An 18,940-nucleotide genomic window follows, 5' to 3' on the forward strand; every position below is an offset into this window, starting at 1 on the left:
CAAACGTGCAAACACCATTGGCGACGGCAATTGTTTTTCTGTACGCGCTATGTGGATTGACAGTACTAGGCTTGATTGTCTTGTTCGCACTGAAGCTACGCAACATTTCGGTGGAGAAACAGACCATGCGTTGTCTGGAAAAATATCGCGACTATTTCGTTTACCTGCAAGCACACGGGGAAGAAGAGGAGCGCTTGCAAGTGCCTTATGGCGTAGTAACGCAAAAAGAAAAGCAAATCATTCAGAAAAAGCTGTTTGAGCTGATGGAGCGGGTCACAGGCATACATCGGGACAAGCTGATCTGGCTCTGCGAGGATATGGGACTCGTAGAGCTGGACATGCAAAGACTAAATGGCAGGTGGAAATGGACGAGAGTGGATGCCGCTTACAATTTGGGGATCATGCGCTCCAAGCTCGCCGTGCCTGCCCTCTTAACCTTCCTGCAAAAAAACACGAATGACACCAGTGTTTTTATCATTGCGCGCTCTGTCGCCAAATGTGCACGCAACACAGAAGATTTGCGGGAAATGGTGACCCATGTCGTCGGAGCGAAGAAAAATGTCCACCAGCTTATCGTGGACATCATCAGTGATTCGCAGGTGGATACGGCACCGCTTTTTGCACAGTTTTTACAAGAATCCGATGCTGAACTGGTCCAAATCGGACTGATTGGATACACCGTTCATGTCCAGCCCGGCATTGAGCCTGCCCTATACCAGCTCATTCAATCACCTGACAAGGAAGTCCGAATTAAGGCAGTCAAGCTCATGTGTCGGGATATCCGCTATATGAATGAGCAGACAGTCACTGACTTTATGAATCACAAAGATTGGGAAATTCGCGCAATGGCAGCGAAGGCAATTGGCTCACTGAAATTGCTTTCGTACATTCCCTTGCTGAAAAAGGCGGTGGGCGATGCGAACTGGTGGGTTCGTCATCACAGTGCACGCAGTCTGGCACAGCTAGAGGTCGAAGGCTTTGCGGCCCTTTGTGAAATTTTGCAGGAAGAGAGAAACGGTCATAAGAGCGAGATGGCTCATCAAGTGATCCAGGAGGAGCTGGAAAAAGAGAAGCTGGTTTTACAGGGTGCGACAGCGACAGAGAAGCTCGTGCAATACAACGAAAAGCTGCATTTGTACCGCAAGTCGTATCGCAAAACGATCTCCACGGTTCATGCATTGGAAAGATAGAGCGAAAGGAGGCTGTCATGAGAGATTTTCTACTTTACTACGGAGTATTTGCGGTCTATTACGTCATCGCGATCAACTCTTTGTACTTCATCATCATGCTGTTCTCGTTCAAGAGCATCATGGGAATCTTAAAAAGCTCCATCTATTCGAGATTCCAGACACTTTCAGGCTCTGAGCACGTTCCGCCGATTTCGATTCTCGTGCCGGCTTACAATGAGGAACTGACGATTATTGAAAATGTAAGGTCGCTCTTATCCTTGAACTATCCACGCTACGAGGTACTCGTAGTCAACGATGGATCAAAGGATGCTACCTTGCAAGTAATGATTAACGAGTTTTCAATGGTTTACTCCGAGCACATGCCGGTACAGCCGCTTCTTCATACGTCGAAGATCAGGGGAATCTACCACAATCCGGCTTTTCCGAATCTGTATTTGATCGACAAAGAGAACGGAGGAAAAGCTGACTCGCTCAATGCGGGGATCAATCTCTCCCACTATCCGTTGATCGCTTCCATTGATGCAGATTCCTTGCTGGAAAAAGACGCGCTGATTCGCATTGCGAAGGTGTATATGGAAAACCCGGATGAAACAGTTGCCATCGGCGGAGATATCCGCATTGCCAACGGCTGCAAGATCGAAGACGGTGTCGTGAAGGACATTCGTTTGCCAGACAAGTTTTTGCCGATGATGCAATCCGTCGAATACCTCAAGGCGTTTCTCGGTGGACGGATCGGCTGGAGCGCGATCAACGGATTGATTATCGTCTCAGGCGCGTTCGGTGTTTTTCGCAAGGATTACATCATCAAGGTAGGCGGTTATCGCGAGGGGTATCCGGGTGAAGACATGAACATTATCATCAAGCTGCACAAGTACATGCTGGAAAACAAGCTGCCGTACCGAGTGGCATTTTGCCCCGATGCGGTCTGCTGGACACAAGCGCCGGATACGCTCAAAATCTTGGGTAGTCAACGGCGCAGATGGGGACGCGGCAATCTGAAAAACATGATTGAGTACGGCAGATACATGGCGTTTCGCCCCAAGTACAAGCTCTTCGGGATGCTCACGCTACCGTTTAATATCTTGTTTGAAACCTTGAATCCGTACTTTCGCATCACGGGTCTATTGGCCCTCATCGGTTATACCATGCTGGATATGACCAACGGCTACGTCCTCTTAATCTACGGCTTGCTCAATGTGCTGTATGGCATGCTGCTTGGCATTGGCTCCTTATTGCTGGAGGAAATCGCGTTTCGACGGTATCCGCGTTTTCGAGACATCGTCAAAATGCTTTTCTATACGATTCTGATGTTCTTCGGCTATCGGCAAATCGGCGTCATCTGGAGATTCCTCGGTCATATTGAATATTTGCGCAACAACAACTCGTGGGGAACGATGACGCGGACGAGCTGGCAGACGAAGGGCAGCGAAAACATTTCAAGTTTGGAGGCTAGATCATGAGTAATCTCGTACCTGTTTTTTACGAGCATCTGAGCAAGATGGAAGAGAAACAATTGGCGTGTGGGGTTATTCTGGCGGCTTGCAAAACCCTCACCAAAGAGTCAATGGAGCTGATCAAGCAAGACCTGGGCACTCGTTCAGGAGACGGCTCCGAGATTGCTTTGCACTACGCGTATGACAAAAACAAGCAGCTCTTCGGAATACTGCTTGAGGGACAGAAGCTCTCGAACACCCATTTCTATGCTTTGCGTGTAAAAGACTATTTGCAAGAGCACAAACTGCTTGCGGGCAGCTTCTTGATTGCGAGTTTTCCCGAAAGCTCGCGCTCGTCCGGTCAAATGCTGATGCGGATGATCCAAGAGATGAGAGAGCCAGGCGCTCATGGGGAGATCAAGATTTATGAGCAGAATCCCGCGCAAAAAGAGGAGCCGGCAAGTATTTTACTGGTTAACCATGATGAGACTGTCAACGAGTTTTTGAGCATCTACTTTCAGCGCAAAGGCTATCTCGTTACGGTAGCCAATGACGGGATGGACGGCATGGAAAAATATCAGGAGGTCGCCCCTGATCTTGTGATTACCGACCTGAATCTCCCTATCCTCAATGGATACCAGCTCATGGAAAAAATCAAGCATATCAGCGCTTCCATGAGCAAGATTATGGTGCTCACAGACAAACGTCTGGAAGAAGATGTGCAGAAATCATTTGCGATGGGAGCATCTGACTACATTACGAAGCCATTCTCCCCGGTAGAACTGGAAGCCAGGGTGAAAAGGCTGATATAAATTCTAGAAAGAGAAAGGGAGAGAAACGAGGATGGCGAGATACGAGGAACTGCAACAAAAGATTCAACGAAAGACAGCGAGAGTGGGTGTCATTGGGCTTGGGTATGTAGGGTTGCCGCTGGCGGTAGAGACGATCAAGAGTGGTTATACCGTAATCGGAATCGATCTGCATGGCGGGAAAATCGAGAGCCTAAAAAGAGGAGAGTCTTACGTACAGGATATTTCCAATGAAACCTTGCAGGAATGCCTCGCGACCAATCGCTTTTTTCCGACGACTGATTATAGCGTAATCGAAGAGCTGGATGCGATCAGCATTTGCGTTCCTACTCCACTTAGTCCCAATCAGGACCCAGACACCTCTTACATTACAAGCGTTGTCGAGCAAATCAAGAGATTCATGAAAAGAGGAATGCTCATTACGCTGGAGAGCACAACCTATCCGGGAACGACGGAAGAGCTGATCCAGCGCGAATTTGAAAAGCTGGGCTATCGTGCCGGCATCGACTTTTTCCTCTGCTACTCGCCGGAGAGGGTCGATCCGGGCAATCGCAAATACAGTACGTACAATACGCCAAAGGTGATCGGCGGGACGACAGAACGTTGCATGGAGTTAGGCACACTCTTGTATGGCAGCTTGGTCAAAACCGTTGTGCCAGTCTCCTCGCCAAAGGTGGCGGAGATGTCCAAGCTTTTGGAAAACACCTTCCGCAGCGTCAATATTGCCTTCATGAATGAGATGGCAATGATGTGCGACAGAATGGGCATCAATGTTTGGGAAGTAATCAAGGCCGCATCGACCAAGCCTTTTGGGTTCATGCCGTTTTACCCGGGACCCGGAATCGGTGGGCATTGCATACCGCTCGATCCGATGTATTTGTCGTGGAAGGCCAAGGGCTTTCGTTTTCACAGCCAATTTATTGAGATCGCCCAATCGATTAACGACAACATGCCGGACTATGTGCGCAATAAGACTGCACAGGTGCTCAACATTTACGCCAAAGCAATCAACAGCTCGCGCATCTTGATTCTCGGCATGGCCTACAAGCCGGAAGTAGATGACCTGCGTGAATCACCTGGGCTGGAGATTTACGAGCTGTTCAAGAATAGCGGAGCAACTGTCGACTATTACGACCCGTATGCGCAGAGCTTTGTGAATAAAAAAGGCGAGATCGTCCATTCCATTGCCAATGACTATGAGGCATTCAAGACTTACGATTGCATGGTGCTCATTACGAATCACCAATGCTTTGCCTATCAGGAGCTGGCGGACTTGGGAGTGGCCATTATCGATACACGCAATGCGTTTGAGGGCATCACGAATCCGAATGTATATCGCATCGGAACCTCCGTCGCTATTAGGCAGGAGAAGGAAGTCGTCAGCTTGCTCGCATAATACAAAGTCCGAACATTTTACGCAACAAGGGAGGAACCGAAGACATGTGCGGAATTATGGGATATATCGGAAACAGGGAAGCGCAGCCGATTCTAATCAATGGGCTGCGAAAGCTGGAATACAGAGGCTACGATTCAGCTGGCATTGCGATTTGTGATGGAGCAACCATCGGCATTCGCAAGGCAAAAGGCAGAATTGACGTACTGGAGAGCCAAACCCAAAAGTCCGGCTTGCAGGGCTCCATCGGTATTGGTCATACGCGCTGGGCGACTCACGGAAGACCGTCTGACGAAAACTCTCATCCTCATTTTGATCAATCCGGCAAGTTCTCGATCGTGCATAACGGCATTATCGAAAACTATCTGGATCTCAAGCAGGAATTGATCGAAAAGGGCGTGACGTTTACTTCGGAGACGGACACGGAGGTCATCGTGCACCTTTTGGCGCAGGAATACGACAACAACCTGGTTGCGGCAGTACAGAAGGTCGCTGGCAAAATTCGCGGAGCATTTGCCCTCGGTGTGATGACGGAGCATGAGCCTGACAAGCTGATTGCAGTTCGTATGGCGAGCCCGTTGATTATCGGGGTAGGGGAGAATGAGAATTTCATTGGTTCTGATATCCCGGCGATCCTGGAGCATACGCGCGATGTGTACGTTCTCGAAGATGGAGACCTGGCGATTCTGACCAAAGATTCTGTTCACGTCATGCGTCTGGATACGACGGAGCCAATCGAGCGAGAGCTGGTGCGAATTGAGTGGGACAAGGAGCAAGCGGAAAAAGACGGCTTTGCTCACTATATGCAAAAGGAAATTTATGAGCAGCCGCGGGCCCTGCGTAATACCATGACAGGTCGAATCGATGCTACCCAGCAAAAGGTTATTTTTCCTAATCTTCAGTTATCAGAAGTGAATGCCAAGCGTGTGGAGAAAATCTACATTGTCGCATGCGGTACCGCTTATCATGCAGGCTTGATCGGCAAGCATGTGATCGAGCGACTGGCACAGATTCCGGTAGAAGTAGATGTAGCGTCGGAGTTTCGTTACCGTCGCCCACTCTTTCAACCCAATACGCTTACGATTGCCGTCAGCCAATCAGGGGAGACAGCAGATACGTTGGCAGCCATGCGTGAAGCCAAACGAAACGGCTCAGCCGTACTCGCTATTACGAATGTAGTCGGCAGCTCGATTGCCCGTGATGCTGATGACGTGATTACGACGAATGCAGGTCCGGAAATCGCGGTGGCTTCTACAAAGGCATACACCTCGCAGCTGATTGCGTTTTACTTGCTCGGCATCTATTTGGCGCAAGCGAAAGGGACACTGGACGCTGACACACGTGCTTCACTGCTTCACCAACTGACCGCACTCCCGGATCAAGTCGAGCATATACTCGCGCATGCGGATGAGATACGTCATTTCGCTGAATCAATCAAGGACGAGCAGCATCTGTTTTTCATCGGACGAGGACTCGATCATGCCGTATCTATGGAAGGCTCGCTCAAGCTGAAGGAAATCTCATATATTCACTCGGAGGCGTATGCGGCAGGGGAGCTAAAGCACGGCACGCTGGCGCTGATCGAAGAGGGAACGAGAGTGATTGCCTTGGCTACACAGGATGAGCTGCATGAGAAAATGATCAGTAATATTACAGAAGTAAAAGCCCGTGGAGCAAAAGTTCTCGGTATTACCTTAGATGGACATGTAGAGCTGCATCGCTCGGTTGATGATGTTTGCCTGATTCCGCAGACAGATGCCTTGCTTACACCTGTTCTAGGCGTTATCCCCCTCCAGCTCATTTCCTATTACACTTCTGTTGCGCTCGGCAATGACGTAGATCGTCCACGAAATTTGGCCAAAAGTGTAACAGTTGAGTAAACACAAACGTCAGTCGTTATGAAGTAAGACAGGAATGAAGAAAGGGGGAACGATGAATGAACACCTCGAAGCGGACGTTGAATCAGGAGAAATTACTGGAGATTATGCTTCAGGCCTATCAGCTGGGCGTGCAGAGGAAAGACATTGATTTGACCATGATGATTGACACACTGACCTATGAATTGAAACCATACTTCGATAAGCAAATCCAACAAGGTCAGCTTGCAAAAGGGGAGCTGACCAAGACGGAGGCGATAGGATGAACATACATGCAGTAGTATTGGCAGCAGGAAAAGGAACCAGAATGAAATCTTCACTCTACAAGGTCATGCATCCAATATGCGGGAAGCCGATGATTAAGCATGTCGTAGAGACATTAGAAGCATTGTCACTTCGCCACTTGGTCGTCGTTGTCGGTCACGGAGCCGAAATGGTCAAAGAGGAACTGAAAAACCGCGTTCAGTATGCGTATCAACCGGAACAGCTTGGGACCGCTCATGCTGTTTGGATGAGCCACGAAATTCTCGGGGCGCAGGATGGCGTGACGATTGTCATGAATGGTGATACACCACTTGTACAAGAACAGACGCTGCGAAGTTTGCTCGAGTATCACCAGCTCAAACAGGCAGCAGCCACGGTCTTGACCTCCATTGTGGACGAGCCTACTGGCTATGGCAGGATCATTCGCGACGAGAACGGCGATGTCCGAAAAATTATCGAGGAAAAAGACGCGACCTTGGGACAAAAAAAGGTGAACGAGATTAGCACCGGAATCTTTTGCTTCGACAATCAAAAGCTGTTTTCGATGCTGCCGATGGTCTCAAACGAAAATGCGCAAGGGGAGTTTTACTTGCCGGACGTTCTGGGGCTTTTGCAAGAGCAGGGTCATTTGGTAGCGGCGTTTGCAACGGATGATCCCGAAGAAGGCAATGGCGTCAATGATCGTGTGCAGCTCGCAGATTTGGAACAGCTGATGCGCAAGCGAATCAACGATTTCCATATGCGAAACGGAGTTACAATGATAGACCCGAGCTCGACGTACATCGATTCTGACGTAATGATCGGGCGTGATACGGTGCTCTATCCAGGAACCTGCCTTTTTGGCGACACGCAGATCGGTGAAGGCTGCCAGATCGGGCCGCACGCTTTGGTCAAAAACAAGAGCATCGAGGATTACACGAGAATTCAGCCGTTTTCAGCAGTTGACGGCAGTACGTTTGGTGAGCGGGCTTTTGCGGGAGTGGGTGCGACGACACAACAGTACGGTATCGACCAGCACTGATGCAGGTACTTCGTCGATATAGCTGGCTTTGGATAGCACTGCTCCTTGTGACAGTGGTTTCGATCATCATGCTGTCGTTGGCAAACACCCGCTCCGCCCTGACAAAAGCAACCTGGATATGGGATGCCAAGCAAATGGAGACCCAAACCGATGAAATGATCGAGTTTGCCAAGAAAAACGACATCAACCTGATCTATCTTCACGTTGAACCAGCAGCAGTTGCGCCTCAGACGTATCGTACCTTTAATGAGAGAGCCAACCAAGCAGGCATCAAAGTAGAGGCGCTTGGCGGTGACCCCAATTGGGCGTTAACAGCGAATCGCCAAAGCATCGATGATCTCATCTCCTGGGTGAAGGCGTTCAATCGCAGTGCCAAGTCAGATGAACGATTCTCGGGGATTCACGTCGATATCGAGCCGTATTTGTTGCCTGCATGGAAGGAAGACCAGGAAGAAATCGTGAAGCAATGGCTGAAAAACGTCAGCTATCTGGCAGCAGAGACGAAGAAGGATACGGACCTCGCTGTCGGTGCCGACTTGCCTTTTTGGATCGACTCCGTAAACGTTCCTGGCAGTGATGAGAAAGTGAGCAACTGGATGGTGCAGCGACTCGACAGTATTACACTAATGGCCTACCGCAATCAAGCCCTTGGGCAAAATGGGATCGTCGAAATCGTAGAAAAGATTGTCGATGATGCCAATGTACGAAAAAAAGGGTCGGTTATCGTGGGCGTCAACATCATGGAAACGATGGAAGGCGCTCATGTGAGCTTTTATGAAGAAGGCACAGAAGAGATGAACAACCAGTTGGCCATTTTACAGGAGGAGCTGTCAAACAATCCGGCGTTTGCAGGAAGTGCGATCCATGATTACGAGAGCTGGAAGCACGCAAGTCAACGAGAGGGGCAACTTTGACGAATGAAAGCTGCGCGCATCTATTTGAGTGTTCTCTGCCTGACAGTCGGCTTTCTGTTCGGCTTTTCCCCCGCGGAGAAGAAGAGTAAAGCAACGTGGATCTGGCAATCCGAAATGATCGGGAGAGAGAAACAAGAGATTCTCGATTTCTGCAAAAGTAACGATATTAATCTCGTTTACTTGCGAATCGAAATGAACAAGCCCTATGAATACTACCGCGATTTTATCCGCGAAGCGACAGAGATGGGTATCGAGGTTCATGCGGTAGCCGGCCACCCGGCGTGGGCGCTCAAAAGCAATGAAAAGCGGATGATGAACATCGTCCACTGGGTAAAAAGCTACAACCGTGAAGCGCAAAAGAATGAGCGGATTCGCGGGATTCAGTTAGACATCGAGCCATATCTTCTGCCATTTTGGGAGACTGATCAGAAGCGGATTATCCGTGAATGGCAAGCTAATGTGCAGGCGTTCACAGCCGAGGTGTCAAAAGAGGATTTGGTTGCCAGTGCAGCCATTCCATTTTGGCTGGACGATATTCCCGTGCCGGGACCAGAAGAGATATCTCTGTCCAAATGGATGATGAGCCAGTTTGATACGGTATGTATCATGGCGTATCGTGACACACTTTCCGGTCAAAACGGCATCCTGAATTTGATTGATCAGGAAATGAAGGAAGCGGATGAATTAGAGACGCGTGTCTTGGTTGCTGTAAATATAAAGCCGCTAGATGAAGACCACTCTTCTTTTTCAGAGGAAGGCCCGACTCTCATGAAACAGCAATTAGAGCAATTGCCTGTACATTTGGCACAGCATCCGTCCTTCTCCGGTGTCGCGATTCACGATTACCGCTACTGGAAGGAGGCGAGCCCCCTGCCCCCGGTAACGAAGCAACGCTACAAAGGCACCTACATATGGCGTGCAGAATTAATTGGCACGGAAAAGGAGGAAATTCTTTCCTTCGTGAAACAAAACGGGGTGAATCTCCTCTATATTCGTCTAGATTTGGAGCAGCCGATTTCCTATTATCGCGATTTCGTGAGAGAGGCGCGTGAAGCGGGTATCGAGGTTCATGCCATGGGCGGTCATCCGATTTGGGCGTTGTCTGAAAATCGGAGCAAGATCATGAAACTCGTGAATTGGGTGAAAGCCTACAATGAGTCTGTTTCGACAGAAGAGCAGTTTCACGGCATTCACTTAGATATCGAGCCATATGTCCTTCCTGTCTGGCGCGAGGATAAAGAGGCAGTCTTACGCCAGTGGATGGGCAACATCGAGGCTTTCGTTGAGGAGACCAAGAACGGAACTTCCTTAGAAGCAAGCGTCGATCTCGCTGCCTGGCTGGACAAGACACCGACTCCGGGTCAGCCCGAATTGCCGTTTTCGCATTGGATGATCAAACAGCTTGATCATACGACCTTGATGGCATTTCGCGATCGAGCTCCTGGCATCATTGGCTTGGTTGAAAATCAGATGAAGTATGCAGAGAGCCTCCAGAAAAAGCTGGTCGTTGCCGTGGAGACAAAAGAGAGCCACGAAGGGAACGGTATCACCTTTTACGAGGAAGGCATGGGCGAAATGGATCGGCAGTTGGATCTGGTGACAAAAGCACTGGATCGGTACTCCTCTTATTGGGGGCTCGCCATTCATGCTTATGACTACTGGAAAAACGGGAAAGAGTAGGCTGCCTGCATCGTGCACCATGCACCATTGTTGTACAATAGAAGAAAACGAGCGTCGGAAAGAGGAGAACAAGCCATGCGAGATGTGCAAAACCGACATCGAAATCTTCCGCAGCGTACGCCAGAGATGTTGTACAACGTGGTGCGCAAGTTTTACCGTGGAGCAGTCAGTCATTTTGACCTGATTCAGGAGAAAAAGCAGGAAGCACGTGCAGCCTTGGAAGCTGGTGACCACGACAAAATCCGTGCAGCTGTACACACGTTATTTTTGGAGTTCCATTTTTATGTGACCTGCTGGCTCCAGATTGAGCTTGCCCTGTATCGGCTGGCCCGTCAGGATGAACGCCTTGCGCAAGTGATGGAAAGATATCGATCATCGTTGGAAAGGCATGTAGCGGTACGGCAACTGCTGGATCAGACGGAGGCGTGTGTGGAGGCGCAGTTTCAACCAACCGGGGATGGATGGTCCTGCGTGCAGAATGATGCCTACATGTTTGGTAGCATCATTTTTACAGTGGATGAAGAGAGTCTGCAAGATTTGCATGCCGTGTATCAGGCGATTTGGGAAAATGCAGACCGCTAAACTAGCACCTATAACAAAAAGCGTGACCGTCGCGTTGGATGGTCACGCTTTTCTCATTTAGTAAGTGCCAGGGAAAATGGAGCCTGTGTGAGGAGCCATCTGGCCTGGGGTGTTCAATTGGCGAACCTCTTGTGTGTTCGTGCCTGCAAAGCCAGGAGAGAAGACCGATTGTGCTCCTGCGCCAGCCTGATTGCTGTATGCTTGATTAGCATATGCCTGTGGTTGAAGCTGAGGTTGCTGCTGCTGACCTTGTTGCGCTTGCATGCCGTAGCCAGTGTTATTCAACTGGCGAACTTCTTGGACATTGGTATTGGCAAAACCAGGCGCAAAAATACTGCCAGTCATCGATGGTGGATACGCTGCTTGATTCGTATAGCCAGCTTGTCCTCCGTAACCGCTATAGCCAGCTTGATTGCGGGCTTGAACCTCTTGTACATTCGTGCCGGCAAAGCCCGGAGAGAAAATGGAGCCTTGTCCAACCGATTGCTGATAAGAAGGCTGTGCTTGTATGTAGCCAGCTTGCTGGCCTTGTGCATAGCCGGTGAATTGGTTTTGCATGGATTGAAGCGCTTGATTTTGCCCATAGCCATATTGTTGCTGATGTTGTTGTTGAGGATAACCAGCCTGATTGAGCTGTCTCACTTCCTGGACATTGGTATTCGCAAAGCCAGGGGAAAAGATCGATTGTGCACCACCATAGGACATGCCCGTTGTAGGGGTCCCGATGGATTGGGCATGCCCTCCGTGGTTCCAATGCTGTACTTCCTGTACGTTTGTTCCGGCGTATCCTTGTTGGAACATCGTGCCTGCAGGGCTCATTGCTCCCAAAAATTGCGGTTGTTGTTGGGAGTGCATCATATTGTTAAGTATATGGGTCATGGTTAAGACCACCTCCATGGAGTATTTTTTCCAAGGTCGATCAGGTCATACATCCGATAACGAAAAAAACATGCCGGAGTCTAAACGGCATGTTCCTTTAGATCAAAACGTGAGACTTGCCTCATTGTTCAGTGCTACCCGCACGTACAGCCAGCATGCCGATTCACTTATTGCGGTAGCGTATATCTACAATCAGGAAGGATTGACCCATTATGAGCCAACATCCTGAGGGTCAATCGCGTCAGCCAGTCGTTCGCTGGGTGATGCGCCGTTCCCCTTCCTGACGGGCAAATCGCACCAAGGTCGTCTGTGAATCAGCTAGTGCTGCTCGACTCCCTTATCCTGCGGCAATCCCTCGCTTGTTTTGCAAGCAGGAGACATGCTGTGCGTAATGGATCAGATTCGCTAACGATAATCGACGAATCGATGGTTCATCGAATTTCTCCGGCTTTGCGTTCGCTTCAAAGAGCCATAGCTGTCCTTCTTCTGTCAAGCCAAGGTCCATCGACATCTCAGCCAAATCCGTCCATTCTGCATTTAAAGACCGTGCGATGGCGAGTGCCGTATCGTGAATGTGTCTTTCCATTTGCTCGTGATTATTAGTAAACAAGGCTTGCATAACGGTTGATAACGAGTGGATCGAGCCGCCGCGTGGCACATGAGTGGTGATGCTTTGCGAGCCAGACCTTCTGATGCCAACTCCGGTTACGCACCATTCGCCCTCGCCATCTTTCTGTACGAGGACGCGCACATCAAAAGGTTTGCCGTTGTAATGGGCACGACGGATCCCTTGCTGCATAATGTACTTCTGCTGTTTGACATGAAGTCTAATGTGCTTCCATACATCATTCAAATTGGAAAAGCGGCGAGTAATGGCCTTGTGCTCCTTTAACCGTTGCAGGAACCACTTATCGTTTTTGAAATCAATGCGCATAATTCCCTGACCAGCTTTACCGCGCACAGGTTTCAAGTAGACAAAGCGATGTTCCGTGCAAAAGCTTCGAAAGCGAGCCAAGGTGTCCAGTTGTTTCGTCTCCGGTAGAAAAGCTTGCACTTCTAAGTGGGATTCAAGCATTTTAAACAGCTGTTGCTTGTCGAAAAAGCCGCGATTAAACAATGTGACATTTGGCATCTCATGAATGCGGTTCAATGCTCTTCGGACTTCAGGTCGTCGTTCTGCTTTTCTCGTCGGAATTCGGTTGTAAACCACATGGGGGAAAGGTAGAATCACCTCTTGCCACGAGTTTAGTCGATTGTTGTACAAATAGCCCCGCACCTTTTTCTTCTCCCAATTGATTCCTTGTGGAGTGAACACATATACGAGTGCACCCCATTGTTTTCCCGATTGAGTAATATCCTTGAAGTTCTCGCGATTTCCTAAAAATGTTGCCCCTTCACCAACGGTCAATATGCCAAATAATGGGCCAAGCTTCAGGGAGTCGCCCGCCATTTTCCAGTTAATACGTGTACGAATACGGCTTGCTTGCACGCGGGGTAAACCAGCGTATATCCGTTTCGTATGAGAAAAGGGACCGAGACTGGCGACCAGTGGCTTTGGCGAGCGTTTAAGGACTAGCCGAGGTAACTGTACGAACCATCTACCGCTAGGGAGGATCGTCAGCCACCCGGAGCGCTGCTGAAGCATGGTGTTCCTCCTTCCTGAAACACGGTACAGATCGCGTGCGACTAGAAATTGGCCAAGTAACAGCTATAATCGACGAGCAGCTTGCGTGATTCGTGATCAGCCTCCCTGAGACGGGCGTGCTTGAATATAGAACGTCCAGGCTTGGAATTCGCTTCGAACATCCAGACATGGCCTTGCGTATCAATCCCCATGTCCAGCCCCAATTCGCCTAAATCAATCCCTTTTGCCAGTTCAATCGCGGTAGCGAGTCGAATCGACGCTTCGGAAACGCGCTGGGTCATGAGGGCTTTTTGTCTGCCAAACAGGTGCTGCAACAGGTCATCGCCGGGAATGACAGTACCACCTGTGCGTACGTGGGTAGTTACGCTACCAGAACCGGCAACCTTGGCTGCTGTGCAGGAGACGACCCACTCGTTTTGCTGGTTTTTATGCAAGTGAACACGGAAATCAAACGGTCGTCCATGGAATGTCATGAGCGAAATGCCCTGTTGTGCCAGATACGCACTGACCCGACGACTGCGGAAGACATGCTGATAAAGGCTGGACAGCTTGGAAAAATGTTTTTTTACATTGCCGCTACCTGTATGATAAGAGGCAGTAAAGCCACCGCCTGCCTGGGAAACAACTTTGACAATACCGTACCCGAGACTACCATTTTTGGGCTTCAAATAAACGATAGGGTATTTACGCAGCAAGTTTCGAACAGTTGTAAGAGAAGGAGAGGTGTAAGTCTCCGGGATATGCTCATTCACTTCTGGATTCGGGTACAGCAGCTGGTGCACACCCCATTTGTTAAAAAAGCCCTGATTGAACATCGGTAAATTGGGGTAACTGGCGAGTCGATATTTGAATTCCTGAACGGCTTCATGTTTTTCTGCCGAACGAGAGGGAATACGATCATAGACGACATCGGGCATGGCAGTAACATGCTTTTTCCAAAAGTAGACGCCTGACTTGCTTCTGCGCAAAAACCACGCTTTGACTGTATTGGATTCCCAGTCCACATCGGATGGGGAAAATATATAGTAGAAAACGCCTTTCCCTTCTTGAGCCTGTAACAGATTGTGAAAAAACGAGGTGCGAGGGCCAATTGGTTGCTTGGGATCTCGTCTTATGCCAGTCGTAACGATCCCGATTGAAGGACCGATCCGGAGTGCGGAGCCCTCTAGTTTGAGCTGGATTAAGCCAGGGTGAGGAATGCCGAGCTCCGTTTGCAAGAGCGTCGTCACTTTCATAACGTTCGTATCCGGATTGCGTTTATCTTGTAAGACCGTTGCGACTACTTCCTTTTTACCCAGTAAGACTTTAATTTTTTGGCGTTGCCGTAGCTGGAGCTGTTGGAAGAGAGTAGCTGGCAGGATAATCCCACTGATACGGGGGTTGGAAAGGAAGCGAAGCCGCATTCTGAACGTTTCCATGCTTTAACCTCCTACACGCTCTTTCATAAGATAGTGGGCGTAGCGAACAGGCTGAGTAATCGAATGCAGTTGTGCAGTCGGGTCGTCAATCATGCGAAAAACGGTTCGCCCTGGTCTGCTGTTTACCTCGATGATCCAAACATTACCTGCGGTGTCAATGCCAATATCGATTCCCAGCTCAACGAGTCTGCCGTGTGACTCTTCCAAAAAACGGGGAAGTTCTTCTGCCACTCGGTTGATTGTTTGCTCGATGCGTGCCGCTTTTGCGGATGTGAAGTGAAGGGGCAGGAAAGAGGCCAGAGATGTTGCTTTCCCTCCTCCGTGCAAATTGGAGGTAATACTGCGTTTGTCTCCCAGGCGCACAGCTTTGCCAGTTGTCCCCCATTTACCCAGCCCGTTTTTTTGAACCAGTACACGGACATCGAAAGGGGTACCATCCGGGGTATGCAACTCCAAATAGGGCTGTACCAGGAACTTGCGGCCGGCAGTAAAGATAGACACAAAACTTTTTAATTCGGCAGTGTCACGAATTCGCTTGGTGAAAGGCTTATTGTCTTGGTTTCGTCCAGAAGCTTCATAGCCACTGCGCATTTCTTTGATTCTCACGACGCCAATACCGTGAGTTCCCGCCATCGGCTTGATGATGGCTGCCCCGTATTTTTGCAAGGTTGCATGGAGCATAGGATATGAGAATATTTCAGTAGGTGGTAGCAGCGGGGCGAGGAGAGAGGACTTCACGAGCATCTGGTGCACCTGCCATTTTCCAGACAGTCCATGCCCCAAAAACGTAATGTTGCGATCGTTTTGCAACTTTTCCACAAATGGTTTATAGTGGCGATAAGATGGGCCCACAAAGCAACGATCATAGATAAAGGCGGGGATTGGGAAGTCTTTTGCGTGCCAGGACCCATTGCGATATTCGAAGCCTTTTACCATACGGGTGGAAAAGTTAACCTGACGTGGTGAAAAAACGAAGACGCGAATGCCGTGCTTGCGTCCATAGAGCGTAAGCTTTTTGTAGTACCCTTTGTCTACAAAGTGGGAGCCTTGGCACCGGGCCATGATACCAAGACTTCTCTCGGATGCTGTCATGTAGGTCACCTTCGCCTGTTTTTGTTGCGCTTCGGTCTTCTTTTTATCGTCTTTTGTGGTTGAATGGTCCGGGGAAAACCACTTAGAAAGGCGGAATAATCCAGCATGCGAAGGACAGAAGGGCGAGCACGCCGAGGCAGGTCTTCGGCACCCTCAGGCAGCGGAACTGTTTTGGCTGACTTGGATGGCTTGCTGTTGACCTCCAATAGCCACACCCGTCCATGGACATCGACTCCCAGATCAATTCCGAATTCTGCGTACTGCCCAGACAGTGATTCTTCTAAAAGGATCGCGAGCTTAAGTGCTACTGCGCGTAACGTTTGAGGGGATGGTCGAGTCGTGCCCGCCCATGGTCCACAAACTCGCAGGGCCTGAAGGGGAGTCATCATCTGCCCGCCTCTGGATATATTGGAAACAATGTGGTTTAATCCCAGGCGAGCTACCATGGAAGTGACGGACCATTCGCCTTTTCGGTCTTTTTGTACCAATACACGAAAATCTGTCGGTCGTCCTTGGATGCCGATTAACGGTAACCCTTGTTGCAGCAAATAGGATGTGCCTTTTGTCCTTTTTTGCAAATACTGATGTAAGCCCTGAATGCTAGCAAATGATTTGCGCAATCCTCCGGGGAACGCTAGCTGGTATCCCTCGGGCGAACTGCGAACTCGAATGATCCCGCGTCCCATGCTGCCGTTAGCTGGTTTAGCATAAATGGTGCGATACGTAGATAGCATTTGCCGCAGGTCTTCCTGTTTCAAATAAGGAACCATACTGGGAAGATGTTCGGAGGCTGTCGGTTGATTCTCGAGAGCGGCGTGTACATGCCACTTATTCAAAAAACGCTCGTTAAAAAAGGGAATGGAAGCGTCCTTGCAGCGTTGAACCCAGTTGGCCATCTGTTCACTTCGTTCGCGTTGGCGGGATACGAGTCGGTTGTAAATGCATTGTGGAAGCGGAAGTAAGGTTTGTCTCCAGACGCCTCCTTTTCTAACGATTCCGCGCACGATTCCCGCATCCCAGTTGACATCCTGAAGCCGAAATGCGCAAAGGATACCTCCGCGTTTACGGGTGATATCGGACATCTCCTGGAAGAAAGAGTTTAGGTGTCCAAACGGTCCTTGCGAGAACGCTGCATTGTAGCTCGAAACAAGAACACCTACATACGGTCCGAAAACGATTGTTTTCTGACTCGCATCATAACGGACTAAGAGTGGAACGCCCCTGGGTAGATGAAGTGATTGAGCTAATGATGGTCGAATGAAGGTTTTACCCGAGGTTTTGCCTCCCCGTTCCCAAACGCCTACGCGTGCGGAAACGGTTTTGCTCCCAAATTGGACCGCAATGGTGGACGGTGTTGAAAGATTCCATTTGCGCAAGTGCGCCTGGGGCAGGTAAAGGTCTACTTCCGATATTATCTCGTTTTCGACAACGATTGTTGGAATGTAGGACATGAGTATCCCCTTCCCATCAGGCAAAGTTAGTCTATGGTATGAGCATCCAAAACGTTTGGTGCCATGTAGAGAAGAGAGGTTGTTAGGATTTATGAACGCTTGGATACTATTAGTGAATATTGCAGTAGGCTCTGTCATCGGCGGAGTGACGAATGATTTAGCCATCCGAATGCTGTTTAAACCAGTAAAACCGTGGTATATAGGCAGGTGGAAAGTGCCTTTTACCCCGGGATTGATCCCGAGAAGACGGGACGATATCGCGATACAAATGGGCAGACTCGTCGAAGAACATTTGCTGACGACAGAGGGGGTCAAGCGTGCACTGAATCAGAGTGGTTTGGAGAGCACGCTGACAGGATGGATGAACACCATCGCTCGAGACTGGATGACAGATGAGCGCAGCCTACGTCAAGTAATGCAGACGGCGATGCCTCAGTTATTTAAGGAAGACGGAACGTGGAGTGAGAGTGTCCGCGCGCCTATCGAGGCGAAATGGGGTACTTTTGTCGATCAGGTTCTGGCACAATATGAAGAGAAAAAACTGCGAGAGTTGGTTACGGACAACGGACGCGAGCGTCTGGATGCTGCACTTGGCAGTGTGAGCGAACTGCTTTTGAAACGTTTCCGCGAATATTTACATTCCCCGGAAGGCCAGCAAACCTTGCAAAACATGGTTCGCGGATTGCTCGGTGGAGGCGGAGGCATGTTTGGTGGCTTGGTTGGGATGTTTCTTGGGGATGACAAGATTTTGGGCAAGATTCTCCCGTATCTCGATGAGCTTTTGCAAAGCAGAGAGCTTTCGGAGCGCGTGCACTACTTTTTGCATAAGGAAGCGGACAAGCTCTTGGACAAAAATGTGGGCGAAGTGGTTGCCTGGATTGGGCGAGATCAAGTGGACGATTGGGCGGGGAAGCTTTTTGCCAAGCTGGAGGAGCAAAGCCTGCGCATCGTGGACGAGCCTCTGTCTCGTTTGACAGCGCCTTTTTCTGAGACGGTAACAACGGAACTCGTTCCTCGTTTGTCAAAGTGGATGGTGGACACACTGCAACAAAACATCGAGAGAATATTTTCGCGCCTGGCTATCCGAGAGATTGTTACACGGCAAGTAGAGGGTTTCCCGATTGAAAGAATTGAAGAGATGGTAGTCGGGATCTCAGGCAAGGAATTTCGCATGATTACCGTGCTCGGATTTATCCTTGGCGGGATTATTGGGCTGGTCCAAGGTTTATTGTCCATTTTGGTCAGTTAAACAAAACTGAAAAGAAACTGTAACTGTGTTGTAATAATCCTGT

16 protein-coding genes are annotated in these 18,940 nt (G+C 49.5%); 11 read left to right on the forward strand and 5 right to left on the reverse strand.

Translation table 11 applies throughout. The features are described from left to right. Positions 1-5 precede the first annotated feature (5 nt). From HPY27_RS15965 to HPY27_RS16010, 10 genes are all read left to right on the forward strand, one after another. Positions 6-1,190, forward strand: a complete 1,185-nt coding sequence (locus HPY27_RS15965; protein ID WP_174225424.1) for a HEAT repeat domain-containing protein — start codon at positions 6-8, stop codon at positions 1,188-1,190. Between the two features lie 17 nt (positions 1,191-1,207). After that, a complete protein-coding gene (locus tag HPY27_RS15970; RefSeq protein WP_174225425.1) occupies positions 1,208-2,650 on the forward strand; it encodes a glycosyltransferase family 2 protein in 1,443 nt (480 codons plus the stop codon). Continuing rightward, positions 2,647-3,435 (forward strand): response regulator transcription factor, encoded by a 789-nt coding sequence (locus tag HPY27_RS15975; protein ID WP_174225426.1) that lies wholly within the window; start codon positions 2,647-2,649, stop codon positions 3,433-3,435. The genes HPY27_RS15970 and HPY27_RS15975 overlap by 4 nt, the downstream gene beginning before the upstream one ends. A 31-nt stretch (positions 3,436-3,466) precedes the next feature. Continuing rightward, positions 3,467-4,828, forward strand: coding sequence for a nucleotide sugar dehydrogenase (locus HPY27_RS15980; RefSeq protein WP_017250726.1), 1,362 nt, complete (start codon positions 3,467-3,469; stop codon positions 4,826-4,828). Between the two features lie 44 nt (positions 4,829-4,872). Continuing rightward, the gene (gene glmS, locus HPY27_RS15985) at positions 4,873-6,705 is read left to right on the forward strand and encodes a glutamine--fructose-6-phosphate transaminase (isomerizing) (protein WP_017250727.1); all 1,833 of its coding nucleotides are present in this window, start codon (positions 4,873-4,875) and stop codon (positions 6,703-6,705) included. A gap of 56 nt (positions 6,706-6,761) precedes the next feature. Further along, positions 6,762-6,968, forward strand: coding sequence for a hypothetical protein (locus HPY27_RS15990; RefSeq protein ID WP_017250728.1), 207 nt, complete (start codon positions 6,762-6,764; stop codon positions 6,966-6,968). Further along, positions 6,965-7,987, forward strand: coding sequence for a bifunctional UDP-N-acetylglucosamine diphosphorylase/glucosamine-1-phosphate N-acetyltransferase GlmU (gene glmU / locus HPY27_RS15995; RefSeq protein WP_173623112.1), 1,023 nt, complete (start codon positions 6,965-6,967; stop codon positions 7,985-7,987). Before HPY27_RS15990 ends, glmU begins: the two co-directional genes overlap by 4 nt. Positions 7,988-8,034: 47 nt before the next feature. Continuing rightward, complete coding sequence (locus HPY27_RS16000; protein WP_371813532.1) at positions 8,035-8,901, forward strand: hypothetical protein; 867 nt, start codon at positions 8,035-8,037, stop codon at positions 8,899-8,901. A gap of 3 nt (positions 8,902-8,904) precedes the next feature. Next, complete coding sequence (locus HPY27_RS16005) at positions 8,905-10,581, forward strand: hypothetical protein (protein ID WP_174225428.1); 1,677 nt, start codon at positions 8,905-8,907, stop codon at positions 10,579-10,581. Positions 10,582-10,656: 75 nt separating this feature from the next. Next, positions 10,657-11,163 (forward strand): hypothetical protein, encoded by a 507-nt coding sequence (locus HPY27_RS16010; protein WP_173623109.1) that lies wholly within the window; start codon positions 10,657-10,659, stop codon positions 11,161-11,163. Between the two features lie 57 nt (positions 11,164-11,220). Here HPY27_RS16010 and HPY27_RS16015 read toward each other — a convergent pair whose 3' ends face one another. The 5 genes from HPY27_RS16015 to HPY27_RS16035 form a co-directional block, all read right to left on the reverse strand. Next, the gene (locus HPY27_RS16015) at positions 11,221-12,042 is read right to left on the reverse strand and encodes a hypothetical protein (RefSeq protein ID WP_174225429.1); all 822 of its coding nucleotides are present in this window, start codon (positions 12,040-12,042) and stop codon (positions 11,221-11,223) included. A gap of 337 nt (positions 12,043-12,379) precedes the next feature. After that, complete coding sequence (locus HPY27_RS16020; RefSeq protein WP_100169659.1) at positions 12,380-13,687, reverse strand: YheC/YheD family endospore coat-associated protein; 1,308 nt, start codon at positions 13,685-13,687, stop codon at positions 12,380-12,382. A gap of 41 nt (positions 13,688-13,728) precedes the next feature. After that, positions 13,729-15,105 carry a YheC/YheD family endospore coat-associated protein gene (locus HPY27_RS16025; RefSeq protein ID WP_017250736.1) on the reverse strand — a complete coding sequence of 459 codons (1,377 nt, stop codon included), beginning with the start codon at positions 15,103-15,105 and terminating at the stop codon, positions 13,729-13,731. A 3-nt stretch (positions 15,106-15,108) separates the two neighbouring features. Further along, positions 15,109-16,197: a YheC/YheD family endospore coat-associated protein gene (locus HPY27_RS16030; protein WP_017250737.1), complete on the reverse strand. Its 1,089-nt coding sequence runs from the start codon at positions 16,195-16,197 to the stop codon at positions 15,109-15,111. Between the two features lie 5 nt (positions 16,198-16,202). Next, positions 16,203-17,648, reverse strand: a complete 1,446-nt coding sequence (locus HPY27_RS16035) for a YheC/YheD family endospore coat-associated protein (RefSeq protein ID WP_174225430.1) — start codon at positions 17,646-17,648, stop codon at positions 16,203-16,205. A gap of 91 nt (positions 17,649-17,739) precedes the next feature. Here HPY27_RS16035 and HPY27_RS16040 point away from each other — a divergent pair, with 91 nt between their 5' ends. Next, complete coding sequence (locus tag HPY27_RS16040) at positions 17,740-18,897, forward strand: DUF445 domain-containing protein (protein WP_174225431.1); 1,158 nt, start codon at positions 17,740-17,742, stop codon at positions 18,895-18,897. Positions 18,898-18,940 lie beyond the last annotated feature (43 nt).

Source organism: Brevibacillus sp. HB1.1 (genome assembly GCF_013332445.1).
GTDB lineage: Bacteria > Bacillota > Bacilli > Brevibacillales > Brevibacillaceae > Brevibacillus > Brevibacillus porteri.

What these genes read in the sequence shown, in the direction of transcription:
- HPY27_RS16020 (WP_100169659.1), bottom strand. Translation starts at nt 13,687, where the DNA reads ATGCTTCAGCAGCGCTCCGGGTGGCTGACGATCCTCCCTAGCGGTAGA.
- glmU (WP_173623112.1), top strand. Translation starts at nt 6,965, where the DNA reads ATGAACATACATGCAGTAGTATTGGCAGCAGGAAAAGGAACCAGAATG.
- HPY27_RS16035 (WP_174225430.1), bottom strand. Translation starts at nt 17,648, where the DNA reads ATGTCCTACATTCCAACAATCGTTGTCGAAAACGAGATAATATCGGAA.
- HPY27_RS16040 (WP_174225431.1), top strand. Translation starts at nt 17,740, where the DNA reads ATGAACGCTTGGATACTATTAGTGAATATTGCAGTAGGCTCTGTCATC.
- HPY27_RS15990 (WP_017250728.1), top strand. Translation starts at nt 6,762, where the DNA reads ATGAACACCTCGAAGCGGACGTTGAATCAGGAGAAATTACTGGAGATT.
- HPY27_RS16030 (WP_017250737.1), bottom strand. Translation starts at nt 16,197, where the DNA reads ATGACAGCATCCGAGAGAAGTCTTGGTATCATGGCCCGGTGCCAAGGC.
- HPY27_RS16010 (WP_173623109.1), top strand. Translation starts at nt 10,657, where the DNA reads ATGCGAGATGTGCAAAACCGACATCGAAATCTTCCGCAGCGTACGCCA.
- glmS (WP_017250727.1), top strand. Translation starts at nt 4,873, where the DNA reads ATGTGCGGAATTATGGGATATATCGGAAACAGGGAAGCGCAGCCGATT.
- HPY27_RS16015 (WP_174225429.1), bottom strand. Translation starts at nt 12,042, where the DNA reads ATGACCCATATACTTAACAATATGATGCACTCCCAACAACAACCGCAA.
- HPY27_RS15975 (WP_174225426.1), top strand. Translation starts at nt 2,647, where the DNA reads ATGAGTAATCTCGTACCTGTTTTTTACGAGCATCTGAGCAAGATGGAA.
- HPY27_RS16025 (WP_017250736.1), bottom strand. Translation starts at nt 15,105, where the DNA reads ATGGAAACGTTCAGAATGCGGCTTCGCTTCCTTTCCAACCCCCGTATC.
- HPY27_RS15980 (WP_017250726.1), top strand. Translation starts at nt 3,467, where the DNA reads ATGGCGAGATACGAGGAACTGCAACAAAAGATTCAACGAAAGACAGCG.
- HPY27_RS16005 (WP_174225428.1), top strand. Translation starts at nt 8,905, where the DNA reads ATGAAAGCTGCGCGCATCTATTTGAGTGTTCTCTGCCTGACAGTCGGC.
- HPY27_RS15970 (WP_174225425.1), top strand. Translation starts at nt 1,208, where the DNA reads ATGAGAGATTTTCTACTTTACTACGGAGTATTTGCGGTCTATTACGTC.